At 61.7% G+C, this 13244-nt stretch carries 15 protein-coding genes; 14 read left to right on the top strand and 1 reads right to left on the bottom strand.

Annotation, left to right across the window (positions count from 1 at the left end):
- Positions 1–138 precede the first annotated feature (138 nt).
- The 11 genes from LCM4573_RS11410 (at position 139) to lipA (ending at position 11256) form a co-directional block, all read left to right on the top strand.
- Positions 139–1020 carry a VOC family protein gene (locus tag LCM4573_RS11410; protein WP_071006597.1) on the top strand — a complete coding sequence of 294 codons (882 nt, stop codon included), beginning with the start codon at positions 139–141 and terminating at the stop codon, positions 1018–1020.
- Between the two features lie 2 nt (positions 1021–1022).
- Positions 1023–1871, top strand: a complete 849-nt coding sequence (gene kdsA / locus LCM4573_RS11405) for a 3-deoxy-8-phosphooctulonate synthase (protein WP_407071728.1) — start codon at positions 1023–1025, stop codon at positions 1869–1871.
- Between the two features lie 94 nt (positions 1872–1965).
- Positions 1966–3240, top strand: a complete 1275-nt coding sequence (gene eno / locus LCM4573_RS11400) for a phosphopyruvate hydratase (RefSeq protein WP_071006408.1) — start codon at positions 1966–1968, stop codon at positions 3238–3240.
- A 131-nt stretch (positions 3241–3371) separates the two neighbouring features.
- Complete coding sequence (locus LCM4573_RS11395) at positions 3372–3689, top strand: septum formation initiator family protein (RefSeq protein WP_071006407.1); 318 nt, start codon at positions 3372–3374, stop codon at positions 3687–3689.
- Positions 3690–3839: 150 nt separating this feature from the next.
- A complete protein-coding gene (gene pdhA, locus LCM4573_RS11390; protein ID WP_071006406.1) occupies positions 3840–4910 on the top strand; it encodes a pyruvate dehydrogenase (acetyl-transferring) E1 component subunit alpha in 1071 nt (356 codons plus the stop codon).
- A gap of 19 nt (positions 4911–4929) precedes the next feature.
- The gene (locus tag LCM4573_RS11385; RefSeq protein WP_071006405.1) at positions 4930–6318 is read left to right on the top strand and encodes a pyruvate dehydrogenase complex E1 component subunit beta; all 1389 of its coding nucleotides are present in this window, start codon (positions 4930–4932) and stop codon (positions 6316–6318) included.
- Positions 6319–6333: 15 nt separating this feature from the next.
- Positions 6334–7698 (top strand): pyruvate dehydrogenase complex dihydrolipoamide acetyltransferase, encoded by a 1365-nt coding sequence (locus tag LCM4573_RS11380; protein WP_071006404.1) that lies wholly within the window; start codon positions 6334–6336, stop codon positions 7696–7698.
- A gap of 63 nt (positions 7699–7761) precedes the next feature.
- Entirely contained in the window at positions 7762–8400 is a 639-nt protein-coding gene (locus LCM4573_RS11375; protein ID WP_071006403.1) for an SGNH/GDSL hydrolase family protein, read from the top strand.
- Between the two features lie 76 nt (positions 8401–8476).
- Entirely contained in the window at positions 8477–9922 is a 1446-nt protein-coding gene (gene lpdA / locus LCM4573_RS11370; protein WP_071006402.1) for a dihydrolipoyl dehydrogenase, read from the top strand.
- 80 nt (positions 9923–10002) lie between these two features.
- Positions 10003–10251, top strand: a complete 249-nt coding sequence (locus LCM4573_RS11365; RefSeq protein WP_071006401.1) for a GlsB/YeaQ/YmgE family stress response membrane protein — start codon at positions 10003–10005, stop codon at positions 10249–10251.
- Between the two features lie 30 nt (positions 10252–10281).
- Positions 10282–11256 carry a lipoyl synthase gene (gene lipA, locus LCM4573_RS11360; RefSeq protein ID WP_071006400.1) on the top strand — a complete coding sequence of 325 codons (975 nt, stop codon included), beginning with the start codon at positions 10282–10284 and terminating at the stop codon, positions 11254–11256.
- A 46-nt stretch (positions 11257–11302) separates the two neighbouring features.
- Here lipA and LCM4573_RS11355 read toward each other — a convergent pair whose 3' ends face one another.
- Positions 11303–11488: a hypothetical protein gene (locus LCM4573_RS11355; protein WP_071006399.1), complete on the bottom strand. Its 186-nt coding sequence runs from the start codon at positions 11486–11488 to the stop codon at positions 11303–11305.
- 122 nt (positions 11489–11610) lie between these two features.
- Here LCM4573_RS11355 and LCM4573_RS11350 point away from each other — a divergent pair, with 122 nt between their 5' ends.
- Genes LCM4573_RS11350 through LCM4573_RS11340 form a run of 3 tightly spaced genes read left to right on the top strand, consistent with a single transcriptional unit; the run spans position 11611 to position 13241 of the window.
- A complete protein-coding gene (locus LCM4573_RS11350; protein ID WP_071006398.1) occupies positions 11611–12180 on the top strand; it encodes an AAA family ATPase in 570 nt (189 codons plus the stop codon).
- A gap of 14 nt (positions 12181–12194) precedes the next feature.
- Positions 12195–12785: an AAA family ATPase gene (locus tag LCM4573_RS11345; protein ID WP_071006397.1), complete on the top strand. Its 591-nt coding sequence runs from the start codon at positions 12195–12197 to the stop codon at positions 12783–12785.
- Between the two features lie 9 nt (positions 12786–12794).
- On the top strand, positions 12795–13241 hold the full coding sequence (locus LCM4573_RS11340; protein ID WP_071006396.1) for a type II toxin-antitoxin system RatA family toxin: 447 nt from the start codon (positions 12795–12797) through the stop codon (positions 13239–13241).
- The last annotated feature ends 3 nt before the right edge of the window (positions 13242–13244 follow it).

The raw sequence follows: 13244 nt of genomic DNA, 5'->3' as shown, positions 1-13244 counted from the left end.
CGCAAGTCCCTAAATTTCCGTGAAAATCCCATGAATTTCGTTGAGGCGAACCACAAGGAGCCGCCTCGTCTGGCCGTTGTGAGCGTGCGCACCATATATTCAGACTTCTGTTCCATCCGCGTGTTTTCCGGAGTTGCCGTGAGTTCCCCAAGACCGATCGATCACCTCGTCCTGCCGGTATCGAATCTCGCAGCCGCCAGAAGCCGTCTTTCCGAGCTCGGTTTCACCGTCGCGCCGGATGCCGATCATCCATTCGGCACCCGCAATGCCTGTGTTTTCCTCTCCGATGGCAGCTATCTGGAGCCGCTGGGGGTCGCCAATCGCCGGCAGGCGTCGGGAACGGCAAAGCGGGGCAACGTCTTTACCGCGCATGATCTGGAATTCCGCGGCGGCAGGCATCGCGAGGGCCTGTCGGCGCTCGTCGTCGCATCCACGGACGCGGCGGCGGATGAGGAGCGATTTCGCCGGCACCGCATGTCCAGGGGCGAGATGCTGCATTTCTCCCGCCCGGTGACATTGCCGGATGGCTCGGTATCTGAGGCGAGCTTTCGTCTCGCTTTCGCGGCGGATGAGCGCGCGCCGGATTTCCTGATGTTCGCCGCCGAGCGTGTCAATCCCTTGCCCGCCAACCGGGGCGATCTGGAACGGCATGCGAACAATGTCGTCGGGCTTAGCCAGGTTGTGCTGTCCGCGCCGGCGCCTTCGGATTTTGCAGCCATGCTGGAGACGGTGATGGAAACCGGAGCGGAGGCAGAGGCCGAATCGGATGCCGTTCGCCTCCAGGCCTCGAATTGCGCGGTCCGCATCGTGCCGGATGGCGAGCTCGAGCCCGAATTCGCGCTCGCGCCGAATGGCGATCCTTCCGGCCTTCACGGCCGAGCCATAATTTTCCGGGTTGCCGATCTTGCCGTGACAGAGATCACCCTTGCTGCTAATGACGTCGCGTTCATCCGCAAGGCAGGCCGCGTTCTGGTCGCCGCGGCGCCCGGCCAGGGCGTATTGTTCGGTTTCGAGGAGTGATGATGGAAGTCTCCGCCAATACTGAGGTCTTCGCCGGTGAAGGTGAGGGGCGCGTCCTGTTTTCGCAGAAGTCGCGGCTGTCGCTGATCGCCGGCCCTTGCCAGATGGAGAGCCGCGATCATGCCTTCATGATGGCGGGCGCGCTGAAGGAGCTTTGCGCCAAGCTCGGCATCGGCCTCGTCTACAAATCCTCCTTCGACAAGGCGAACCGCACCTCCCTTTCGGGCAAGCGCGGCATCGGGCTCGAAAAGTCCATGGAAATATTCGCCGACCTCAAGAAGGAATACGGCTTTCCGGTTCTGACCGACATCCATACCGAGGAACAGTGCGAGATCGTCGCAAAGACCGTCGACATCCTGCAGATCCCGGCCTTCCTGTCGCGCCAGACGGACCTCCTGATCGCCGCCGCCAAGACCGGCCGCGTCATCAACGTGAAGAAGGGCCAGTTCCTGGCGCCCTGGGACATGAAGAACGTGCTTGCCAAATTCACCCAGAGCGGCAATCCCAATGTGCTGCTCTGCGAGCGTGGGGCTTCCTTTGGCTATAACACGCTCGTCTCCGACATGCGCTCGCTGCCGATCATGGCCTCGCTCGGCGCGCCCGTGATCTTCGATGCCACCCATTCGGTGCAGCAGCCGGGCGGGCAGGGCGGTTCTTCCGGCGGACAGCGCGAATTCGTGGAAACGCTGGCGCGGGCGGCCGTGGCCGTCGGCGTCGCCGGTGTCTTCATCGAGACGCATGAGGACCCGGACAATGCGCCGTCCGATGGCCCGAACATGGTTCACCTGAAGGATATGCCGCGGCTTTTGGAAAAGCTGCTCGCCTTCGATGCGGTGGCCAAGGCGGCATAAAAACGCCCATCGGCTCCGCATTGTAATTTTCATGTCATCGACTATGAGACATGGTCAGTGACCCCCAATGGACGTCAACTCGAGGGAGAGACCTTTGACCGCCATCACCGATATCATCGCCCGTGAAATCCTCGACAGCCGCGGCAATCCCACCGTCGAGGTGGATGTCTATCTGGAAGACGGCTCCATGGGACGCGCCGCGGTTCCCTCCGGAGCGTCCACGGGCGCGCATGAAGCAGTCGAGCTCCGCGATGGCGGCAAGCGCTATAACGGCAAGGGCGTGGAAAAGGCGGTAGAGGCGGTCAATACCGAAATCTTCGATGCTATCGGCGGCTTCGATGCCGAAAGCCAGATCCATATCGACAAGACGCTGATCGCGCTGGACGGCACGCCGAACAAGTCGCGCCTCGGAGCCAACGCCATCCTTGGCGTTTCGCTCGCCGTCGCCAAGGCTGCCGCCGATTCGGCCGGCCTGCCGCTTTACCGCTATGTCGGCGGCGCCGGCGCACACGTCCTGCCGGTTCCGATGATGAACATCATCAACGGCGGCGCGCATGCCGACAACCCGATCGACTTCCAGGAATTCATGATCCTGCCGGTCGGCGCCGATACGCTGCGCGATGCGGTCCGTGTCGGCTCGGAGATCTTCCATACGCTGAAGAAGGAACTGCATGCCGGCGGTCACAATACCAATGTCGGCGACGAAGGCGGCTTCGCGCCGAACCTGAAGAGCGCGCCTGAAGCGCTCGACTTCATCATGAAGTCGATCGAAAAAGCCGGTTACAGGCCGGGTGAGGACGTTTATCTCGGCCTCGACTGCGCCTCGACCGAGTTCTTCAAGGATGGCAAGTACGTCATGGAAGGCGAGGGCCGCACGCTGGAATCCGGCGCGATGGCCGACTACCTCGCGGAACTGGTTGCCAAATACCCGATCATCTCGATCGAGGACGGGATGGCCGAGGACGATTGGGACGGCTGGAAGACGTTGACCGACAAGATCGGCTCGAAGTGCCAGCTCGTCGGCGACGACCTGTTCGTCACCAACTCCGCCCGCCTGCGCGACGGCATTAAGATGGGTGTGGCCAACTCCATCCTCGTCAAGGTCAACCAGATCGGCTCGCTGACGGAGACGCTTGATGCGGTCGAGACCGCCCACAAGGCGGCCTATACGGCCGTCATGTCTCACCGCTCGGGCGAAACGGAAGATTCCACGATCGCCGATCTCGCAATCGCCACCAATTGCGGTCAGATCAAGACCGGCTCGCTTTCGCGGTCCGATCGTACGGCCAAGTACAACCAGCTCATCCGCATCGAGGAAATGCTGGGCCCGCAGGCTGCCTATGCAGGCCGGAGCGTTTTGAAGGCCTGATCCTGATTGTTATTCCTGAATTGAAAGCCCGCGCCACAAGCGCGGGCTTTCGCATTTCGTCATGGTCAACCATTGCTTAAGCATGTTCTGTCAGTTTGAAGCCTCGTAATGCGTGACGAGGTTGGTAAGGCATGTGGACCAGGCATCATAAGCAGAGAAAGTTCGGCCGTTTCGTACTTCCCGCCATAACTGTCGCCTTCCTTTCCTATTTCGGCTATCATTCCGTTCATGGCGATCTGGGTCTGATCGCGACCGACGAGTTCGAGCGCCAGCGAGTGGCCCGCGCAGCCGAACTTGCCAAGCTCACGGAACGGCGCGAGGCGCTCGAGCGCCAGGTTCAGCTTTTGAGCGACGGATCGCTGGAAAAGGACATGCTGGACGAGACCGCCCGCTATCAGCTCAACGTCTCGCGCGGCGATGAGATCGTCATTTTCAACGATTATTTCTGATTAACCGGAATTCGGTTAATTGGATATTTCCTTGTGTTTTCAGCTGCTTGTGCGGAATGCGAGCCATGCATTTATAGCATTGCTGGGGTCGCCTTTCTTCCCTATGCTGCGCGCCGAACGAACCTAGTGCAGCACGCAAGGGAGGGATGAATGGCGCCGAGCAAAAACGCGTCTGTATCCGGCCGCAGATCCGCGGCAAAGTCTGCTACCAAGACGACCTCGAAACCCGCTCCGAAGGAATTCACCGGCAAGAACACGCCGGATTTCGGCAAGGAAGAGGATCTTCACGCCTATCGCGAGATGCTTCTGATCCGCCGTTTCGAAGAGAAGGCCGGCCAGCTTTACGGCATGGGCTTCATTGGCGGCTTCTGTCATCTCTACATCGGCCAGGAAGCCGTCGTCGTCGGCATGCAGATGGCGCAGAAGGAAGGTGATCAGGTCATCACCGCCTATCGCGATCATGGCCACATGCTGGCGACCGGCATGAACGCCCGCGGCGTCATGGCGGAGCTTACGGGACGTCGGGGCGGCTATTCCAAGGGGAAGGGCGGCTCGATGCACATGTTCTCCAAGGAAAAGAACTTCTACGGCGGCCATGGTATCGTCGGCGCGCAGGTCTCGCTCGGCACCGGTCTTGCCTTTGCCAACAAGTATCGCGGCAATGACGCCGTCTCCGTCGCCTATTTCGGCGATGGTGCCGCCAACCAGGGCCAGGTCTACGAGAGCTTCAACATGGCCGCTCTCTGGAAGCTGCCGATCGTCTACATCGTCGAGAACAACCGTTATGCGATGGGCACTTCAACGGCCCGCGCCACGGCGCAGTCCAACTATTCGCTGCGCGGCTCGGGTTTCGGCATTCCCGGCATCCAGGTCGACGGCATGGACGTTCGCGCCGTGAAGGCCGCGGGCGACGAAGCCCTCGAACACTGCCGTTCCGGCAAGGGCCCGATCATCCTTGAAATGCTCACCTATCGCTATCGCGGCCACTCCATGTCCGACCCGGCGAAGTATCGCTCCAAGGATGAAGTGCAGAAGATGCGCTCGGAAAACGATCCCATCGAGAAGGTCAAGAACCGCTTGATCGAAAACGGCTGGGCCAGCGAGGACGAGCTGAAGACGATCGACAAGGATATCCGCGACATCGTTTCGGACTCCGCCGATTTCGCACAGAACGAACCGGAGCCGGATGTATCCGAGCTCTATACCGACATTCTGCTTTGATCGCGGGGAGGGAACCGTAATGCCAATCGATATTCTTATGCCCGCCCTTTCCCCGACCATGGAGGAAGGCACGCTCAGCAAATGGCTGAAGAACGAGGGTGACAAGGTCACCTCCGGCGACGTGATCGCCGAAATCGAGACCGACAAGGCGACCATGGAAGTGGAAGCCGTGGATGAAGGCGTGATCGGCAAGCTGCTCGTTGCCGCCGGCACCGAGAACGTCAAGGTCAACACCAAGATTGCCGTGCTGCTCGCCGRGGGCGAGAGCGCCGACAGCATCGACGTCGCCGCCGAGGCTCCGAAGCCGGAAGCTCCTGCCGTTGCGCAGGAGGAAAAGCCGACCGAGACCGGCTCCGCCGCCGCTCCGGTACCGGCACAGCCGAAGGTCGAGGCCGCTTCCGATCCGGATATTCCGGCCGGGACCGAAATGGTGACGATGACGGTGCGCGAAGCGCTGCGCGACGCCATGGCGGAAGAAATGCGCCGCGACGAAGACGTCTTCATCATGGGCGAGGAAGTTGCCGAATACCAGGGCGCCTACAAGATCACGCAGGGCCTCCTGCAGGAATTCGGTCCGCGCCGCGTCGTAGACACGCCGATCACCGAGCATGGCTTTGCCGGCGTGGGCGTGGGTGCGGCCATGGCCGGCCTGAAGCCGATCGTCGAGTTCATGACCTTCAACTTCGCCATGCAGGCGATCGACCAGATCGTCAACTCCGCCGCCAAGACGCTTTACATGTCCGGCGGCCAGATGGGCGCTCCGATCGTGTTCCGCGGCCCGAACGGCGCTGCTGCCCGCGTCGCCGCCCAGCACAGCCAGGATTACGGCGCCTGGTACAGCCACATTCCGGGCCTGAAGGTCGTTCAGCCCTATACGGCGGCGGATGCGAAGGGTCTCCTCAAGGCGGCCATCCGCGATCCGAACCCGGTCATCTTCCTGGAAAACGAAATCCTCTACGGCCACTCCTTCGAGGTGCCGAAGCTCGATGATTTCGTGCTGCCGATCGGCAAGGCCCGCATTCACAAGCAGGGCAAGGACGCCACGGTCGTCTCCTGGGGCATCGGCATGACCTATGCCACCAAGGCGGTCGATGAACTCGCCAAGGAGGGCATCGACGTCGAACTGATCGATCTGCGGACGCTTCGCCCGATGGACCTRCCGACCGTCATCGAATCGGTCAAGAAGACCGGCCGTCTCGTCACCGTCGAGGAAGGCTTCCCGCAGTCGTCGGTCGGCACCGAAATCGCCACCCGCGTCATGCAGCAGGCATTCGACTATCTCGATGCGCCGATCCTGACGATCGCCGGCAAGGACGTTCCCATGCCCTATGCCGCGAACCTCGAGAAGCTGGCGCTGCCGAATGTCGGCGAAGTCGTCCAGGCAGTCAAAACCGTCTGCTACAAGTAAGGGGAGGGTATCGCGATGCCCATAAACATCACCATGCCCGCCCTTTCGCCGACCATGGAAGAGGGCAATCTTTCCAAGTGGCTGGTCAAGGAAGGCGACAAGGTTGCCCCTGGTGACGTGATCGCCGAGATCGAGACCGACAAGGCGACCATGGAAGTGGAAGCCGTCGACGAGGGGACGGTCGCCAAGATCGTCGTCCCGGCCGGCACGGAAGCGGTCAAGGTCAACGCCCTGATCGCCATCCTCGCTGGCGAAGGGGAAGACGTGAAGGCGGCGGCTGCCGGCGGCGGCGATGCCCCGAAGGCCGAAGCCAAGGCGGAAGCAGCCCCCGCTCCGAAGGCGGAAGCCGCACCGGCCGAAAAAGCCTCGGAGGCTCCGAAGGTTCCGGTGACGGACGCAGCTCCGGCACCGTCCACGCCTGCCCCGACCGCCGATGGCAAGCGCGTCTTCTCTTCGCCGCTCGCCCGCCGTCTGGCGAAGGAGGCTGGCCTCGAGCTTTCCGCCGTCACCGGTTCCGGTCCGCATGGCCGCGTCGTGAAGGCCGATGTCGAGAAGGCAGTCGCCTCCGGTACCGGCAAGGCCGCTCCGGCCGCTGCCGCACAGGCTGGCGCTCCGGCGCTTGCGAAGGGCCCGTCGGACGATGCCGTCCTCAAGCTCTTCCCGGAAGGTTCCTACGAGCTCCTGCCGCATGACGGCATGCGCAAGACGATCGCCTCGCGCCTCACCGAGTCGAGCCAGACCGTTCCGTCCTACTTCATCTCGATGGATTGCGAGATCGACGCGCTTTTGAAGCTCCGCGCCGATATCAACAAGTCCGCCCCGGTGAAGAAGACGGAAAAGGGCGAAATCCCGGCCTTCAAGCTTTCGGTCAACGACTTCATCATCAAGGCGATGGCACTCGCGCTCCGCGATGTCCCCATGGCGAACGCCTCCTGGACCTCGACCGCGCGCGTTCTGCACAAGCACGCCGATGTCGGCGTCGCCGTGGCGATCCCGGACGGGCTGATCACGCCGATCGTCCGCAAGGCCGAAGAGAAGGCATTGTCGGTCATCTCTAATGAGGTGAAGGATATTGCCAAGCGCGCCCGCGACAAGAAGCTGAAGCCGGAGGAATACCAGGGCGGCACCACGTCGGTGTCCAACCTCGGCATGTTCGGCGTCTCCAACTTCACCTCGATCATCAACCTGCCGCAGGCATCGATCGTCTCGATCGGCGCGGGCGTCGAGAAGCCGGTCGTCAAGAACGGCGAGATCAAGGTGGGCACGGTGATGACGGCGACCTTCGCCTTCGACCACCGCGTCATCGACGGCGCGCTCGGCGCGGAACTGGCTTCCGCCTTCAAGCGCTACATTGAAAACCCGATGGCCATGCTGGTTTGATCCGGATTTCCCTCCCCCTTGCGGGGAGGGGGTCCACACGGGAGGGGAAACCGAGGTGCGTCCATGAAAACCGTTCTCTGCTATGGCGATTCACTGACCTGGGGCACGGATGCCGAGACCGGCGGCCGGCATGCCTTCGAAGACCGCTGGCCGGGCGTGCTGCAGGCCGCACTCGGCCCTTCCGTCAATGTGATCGCCGAGGGGCTTGGCGGGCGCACCACCGCCTATGACGACCAGTTGGGCGATTGCGACCGCAACGGCGCGCGATTGCTGCCGACCGTGCTTCATACGCACGGCCCGCTCGAGCTTGTCATCATCATGCTCGGCACCAATGACATGAAGCCGATCATCCATGGCACGGCAATCGGAGCGCGTCAGGGCGTGAAGAAGCTCGTCAGTCTCGTCCGTTTTCACGATTGGGCGCGCGAATGCGAACCGCCGGAAATCCTCATCGTATCGCCGCCGCCGCTCTGCGAAACGGCGAACCCGTTGACCGGTGCCCTGTACAAAGGCGCGATCGAACAGTCCCTGATGCTCGCCTCTCTCTATCGCGATCTCGCGGATGAATTGGGCTGCGGCTTCTTCGACGCCGGATCGGTCGCGCGCGCCACGCCCGTCGATGGCGTGCACCTCGATGCGGAAAACACCCGCGCCATCGGGCGGGGCCTTGAGCCCATCGTCCGGATGATGCTGGGGCTTTAAACACCTTCCCCGGAAGCAGGCCGCGTGATCCGCTGGCCGCCTCCAAGGAAAAGCACAAGGAAAAGGCAGGAAGAGAATGGCTCAATCCTACGACCTCATCGTCATCGGTTCCGGCCCCGGCGGCTATATCGCCGCCATCCGCGCCGCCCAGCTCGGGATGAAAGTCGCCGTCGTCGAGCGCGAGCATCTCGCCGGCATCTGCTCCAACTGGGGCTGCATCCCGACCAAGGCGTTGCTGCGTTCGGCCGAAATCTTCCACTATGCCCAGCATCCGGGCGATTATGGCGTGAAGATCGAAGGAACCGTGACGCCGGACCTGAAGGCGATCGTGGAGCGCTCGCGCGGCATCGCGCACCGGATGAACAACGGCGTCGGCTTCCTTTTCAAGAAGAACAAGATCGACATCATCTGGGGCGAGGCGAAGATCACCAAGCCAGGTGAAATCCTCGTTTCCAAGCCCACCAAGAAGCCGGTCGAGCCGATGGGTCCCGTGCCGAAGAACACGCTCGGCGAAGGCACCTATACCGCCAAGCACATCATCGTCGCTACCGGCGCTCGCCCGCGCGCGCTGCCCGGCATCGAGCCGGACGGCAAGCTGATCTGGACCTATTTCGAAGCCATGAAGCCGGAGCAAATGCCGAAATCGCTGCTGGTCATGGGCTCGGGCGCGATCGGCATCGAGTTCGCGAGCTTCTACCGCACGCTCGGCGTTGACGTCACGGTCGTAGAGGTCATGAAAACCGTCATGCCGGTGGAGGACGTTGAAATCTCGACGCTCGCCAAGAAGCAGTTCGAGAAGCAGGGCATGAAGATCCATCTGGAGGCCAAGGTCACCAAGGTGGAGAAGGCCGCCAACTCCATCACCGCGCATGTCGAAATGAAGGACGGCAAGGTCGAGAAGATCACCGCCGACCGGATGATCTCCGCCGTCGGCGTCCAGGCAAACATCGAGAACCTCGGGCTCGAGGCGGTCGGCGTGAAGACCGATCGCGGCTTCATCGTCATCGATGGCTACGGCAAGACCAATGTGCCCGGCATCTATGCGATCGGCGACGTCGCCGGCCCGCCGATGCTGGCCCACAAGGCTGAGCACGAGGCCGTCATCTGCGTGGAGAAGATCGCTGGCCTGCCGAACGTCCATCCGATGGACAAGCTGAAGATCCCCGGCTGTACCTATTGCCATCCGCAGGTCGCCTCCGTCGGTCTCACCGAAGCCAAGGCCAAGGAACAGGGCCGCGATATCCGTGTCGGCCGCTTCCCGTTCGTCGGCAACGGCAAGGCGATCGCGCTCGGCGAGGACCAGGGCATGGTCAAGACGATCTTCGACAAGAAGACCGGCGAGCTCCTCGGCGTGCACATGGTCGGGGCGGAAGTCACCGAGCTCATCCAGGGTTTCGTGGTTGCCATGAACCTCGAGACGACCGAGGAAGAACTGATGCACACGATCTTCCCGCATCCGACGATTTCCGAAACCATGAAGGAAAGCGTGCTCGACGCCTATGGCAGGGCACTGAACGTCTGATAAGGCCCTTGGGGCTCGCACCATTGTTCCAGGCTGCGCGCCCCACCATATGAAGGGTTCGGAAAGAACAGGAGAAGCGGATGGAAGGTGTGGGTTTGGTTGCCACGGTCGTCATCGGCGGCATAGCGGGCTGGATTGCCGGCAAGCTGATGGATATCCGCTTCGGCGTCTTCATGAACATCGTCATCGGCATTCTCGGCGCGCTGCTCGCCAATGCCATTTTCGATCGCTTCGGAATCCATGTCGCCAGCGGATGGCTGGGTTACCTTGTGCAGGGTTTCGTGGGTTCGTGCATTTTGCTATTTCTGGCCAAGATCGTCCGGCGCTGACAGGCTGACGCGGACTAAAGGCAGGTTTTTATGGTCACCATTCTCGACAGGATCGGCACGGGCGAGGAAAAGCGCGTCCGTCATCCGGAAAAGGCGCATCGCCCCGATACCGAGGTGCTTCGTAAGCCCGAATGGATTCGCGTCAAGGCTCCGGTTTCCAAGGGTTACATGGAAACGCGCGATCTCGTGCGTTCCCACAAGCTCGTGACTGTGTGCGAGGAGGCGGGCTGCCCCAATATCGGCGAGTGCTGGGACAAGAAGCACGCCACGTTCATGATCATGGGCGAGATCTGTACCCGCGCCTGCGCCTTCTGCAATGTCGCGACCGGCAAGCCGAATGCGCTCGACATGGACGAGCCGGAAAACGTCGCCAAGGCCGTCAAGCAGATGGGCCTGTCCCATGTCGTCATCACCTCGGTCGACCGGGACGATCTGGATGACGGCGGCGCCGAGCATTTCGAGAAGGTGATTTTCGCGATCCGCGCCGCTTCGCCGACGACGACGATCGAAATCCTGACGCCCGATTTCCTGAAAAAGCCCGGCGCTCTGGAGCGCGTCGTCGCCGCCAAGCCCGACGTCTTCAACCACAATCTGGAGACCGTGCCGGGGAATTACCTCACCGTTCGTCCGGGTGCCCGCTATTTCCACTCCGTCCGGCTCCTGCAGCGGGTGAAGGAACTGGACCCGACCATGTTCACGAAGTCCGGCATCATGGTGGGGTTGGGCGAGGAGCGCAACGAAGTGCTGCAGCTCATGGACGACCTCAGGACCGCCGACGTCGATTTCCTGACGATCGGCCAGTATCTGCAGCCGACCCGCAAGCACCACAAAGTCGATCGCTTCGTGACTCCGGAGGAATTCAAGTCCTATGAGACGGTGGCCTATACCAAGGGCTTCCTGATGGTCTCCTCCAGCCCGCTCACCCGTTCGTCGCACCACGCGGGCGATGACTTCGCCCGTCTGAAGGCCGCGCGGGAAAAGAAGCTTCTGGCCGCCGCCGAATAGCGCGAAGCTCCCGCCGAACTTCCCGATGCCGCAGCCGCGCCGATCCTCACTCGGCGGCCTGCGGCTTTTCCTTCTTGTCCTGGCCGCGCTTTCTATCACGCAGTGTGAAGCGGTTGCCGCGCGCCTCGGCCTTCGCCATTTCGATCAGATAGGCCAGCATCGGCATCTGGTTCATGTCTGCGAGCTGCTTTGCTGATTCGAGCAGCTTTATCATCTGGGAGAAGTCGTCCATCGGTCTTGTCTTTCGGATTCTTTTGGATGCTGGCTGCAACGCCCCTCATGTCTTGACTGCGCTCGAGGATCATAGCAAACGGTTTGCCCTTCACCGTCTTCTGATTGAATCCCGGCAGACTTATGGTTCGTTATATAATCGATCGCGGCGAAGCTGTAAGCCTTCTTGGAAGCTCTGAACGCATACTTGTGATCGGTTGCTCCGGAAGCGGCAAGAGCACCTTTTCGCGCAAGCTCGCGGGCCTGCTCTCGCTTCCCTATATTTCGATGGATCGCGAAATCTTCTGGCTGCCTGGCTGGCAAGCGCGGCCGCGGGCCGAAGCCATGGAGCTGATCCGCAAGGCGGTGGCGGAACCGCGCTGGATCATGGACGGCACGAGCCCCGGTTCGCTGCCGCTCCGCCTGCCGCGCACCGAGCTGGTGATCTGGATGCGCCCGCCTCGCCTCGTCTCCCTCTTCGGGATTATCTTCCGCTGGGCGCGCTATCGGGGGAAGGAGCGGCCGGAGATGGCGGAAGGCTGTCCCGAAAAGATCGACCGCGAGTTCCTACGCTACGTCTGGAATTTCGAGAAGACCGAGGTGCCCGAGATCGAGGAGATGCTGGCCCTCCACGGCGGCCATCTTTGCGTGCATGTGGTGAAATCCTACCGTCACGCCGATAGATTACTGGAGCAGCTCGTCCGCAGGACCTGATTCGGAGCCGGGATATGGATGAAACGCCGCGATCTTCCGTCGATTACGCCAGCAATGAGACTGCCGCCGCGCTGATCCGGCGGGCGAACCGCATTCTTGTGGTCGGTTCTTCGGGCGGCGGCAAGTCGACGCTCTCGCGGAAGATCGCCGCTCGGTTCGATCTCCCCTATGTTTCGATGGATCGCGAGTTCTTCTGGCTGCCGGGATGGGTTGCGCGTGAGCGCGCCGAGCAGAGGAGCATGATTGCCGCAAGGGTGGCGGAGGATCGCTGGATCATGGACGGCAGCAATCCTTCCAGTTTCGATATCCGGCTGCCGCGAACCGATCTCGTCATCTGGGTGAGGTTGTCTCGGTTCATTTGCCTATGGGGAATTTTCAGCAGAGCCATTCGCGGTTTTGGCCGCACGCGCCCCGATATGGCGCCCGGCTGTCCGGAGAAGCTGCCCGATGGCGTTTTCATCAGCTACGTCTGGAAATTCGAGGAACGGCATGCGCCGATCTTCATTCAAAACTTCGAGCGATACGGGCGAGGCGTTCCGGTTCTCGTGTTGAAATCGCGCCGCCAGATGCGCCATCTGCTTGATCTTCTCGATGGGGAGGCTTAACTCCCCTCCATGCCAAAGTTCGAAGTCCACCGCCACGTCAAGCAGCACACGCCGGAGCAGATGTACGCTCTGGTCGCCGATATCGAGAGATATCCGGAATTCCTGCCGCTCTGCGAAGCGCTTACGGTCCGTTCCCGCAAGGAGCGGGACGAGAAGGCGCTGCTCGTCGCGGATATGACGGTCGGCTACAAGGCGATCCGGGAGACCTTCACCACGCAGGTCCTGCTCAACCCCACGGAACGGGTCATCGACGTCAAATATATCGAGGGGCCGTTCAAGTATCTCGACAACCGCTGGCGCTTCGAGCCGGTGGCTGACGGCTGCAAGGTGCATTTCTTTATCGATTACGAGTTCAAGAGCATGATCCTCGGCGCGCTGATGGGCTCGATGTTCGACCGCGCCTTCCGCATGTTCGCCGAAGCCTTCGAGACGAGAGCGGACAAGATCTACGCCTGATTC

The organism is Rhizobium sp. LCM 4573 (genome assembly GCF_001854865.1).
Taxonomy (GTDB): domain Bacteria; phylum Pseudomonadota; class Alphaproteobacteria; order Rhizobiales; family Rhizobiaceae; genus Neorhizobium.
This window is presented reverse-complemented; position numbering and strand designations above follow the sequence as displayed.

Coding starts and splice junctions, on each gene's coding strand:
- kdsA (WP_407071728.1), top strand. CDS start 1,023: ATGGAAGTCTCCGCCAATACTGAGGTCTTCGCCGGTGAAGGTGAGGGG.
- LCM4573_RS11395 (WP_071006407.1), top strand. CDS start 3,372: ATGTGGACCAGGCATCATAAGCAGAGAAAGTTCGGCCGTTTCGTACTT.
- pdhA (WP_071006406.1), top strand. CDS start 3,840: ATGGCGCCGAGCAAAAACGCGTCTGTATCCGGCCGCAGATCCGCGGCA.
- LCM4573_RS11380 (WP_071006404.1), top strand. CDS start 6,334: ATGCCCATAAACATCACCATGCCCGCCCTTTCGCCGACCATGGAAGAG.
- LCM4573_RS11375 (WP_071006403.1), top strand. CDS start 7,762: ATGAAAACCGTTCTCTGCTATGGCGATTCACTGACCTGGGGCACGGAT.
- lpdA (WP_071006402.1), top strand. CDS start 8,477: ATGGCTCAATCCTACGACCTCATCGTCATCGGTTCCGGCCCCGGCGGC.
- LCM4573_RS11365 (WP_071006401.1), top strand. CDS start 10,003: ATGGAAGGTGTGGGTTTGGTTGCCACGGTCGTCATCGGCGGCATAGCG.
- lipA (WP_071006400.1), top strand. CDS start 10,282: ATGGTCACCATTCTCGACAGGATCGGCACGGGCGAGGAAAAGCGCGTC.
- LCM4573_RS11355 (WP_071006399.1), bottom strand. CDS start 11,488: ATGGACGACTTCTCCCAGATGATAAAGCTGCTCGAATCAGCAAAGCAG.
- LCM4573_RS11350 (WP_071006398.1), top strand. CDS start 11,611: ATGGTTCGTTATATAATCGATCGCGGCGAAGCTGTAAGCCTTCTTGGA.
- LCM4573_RS11345 (WP_071006397.1), top strand. CDS start 12,195: ATGGATGAAACGCCGCGATCTTCCGTCGATTACGCCAGCAATGAGACT.
- LCM4573_RS11340 (WP_071006396.1), top strand. CDS start 12,795: ATGCCAAAGTTCGAAGTCCACCGCCACGTCAAGCAGCACACGCCGGAG.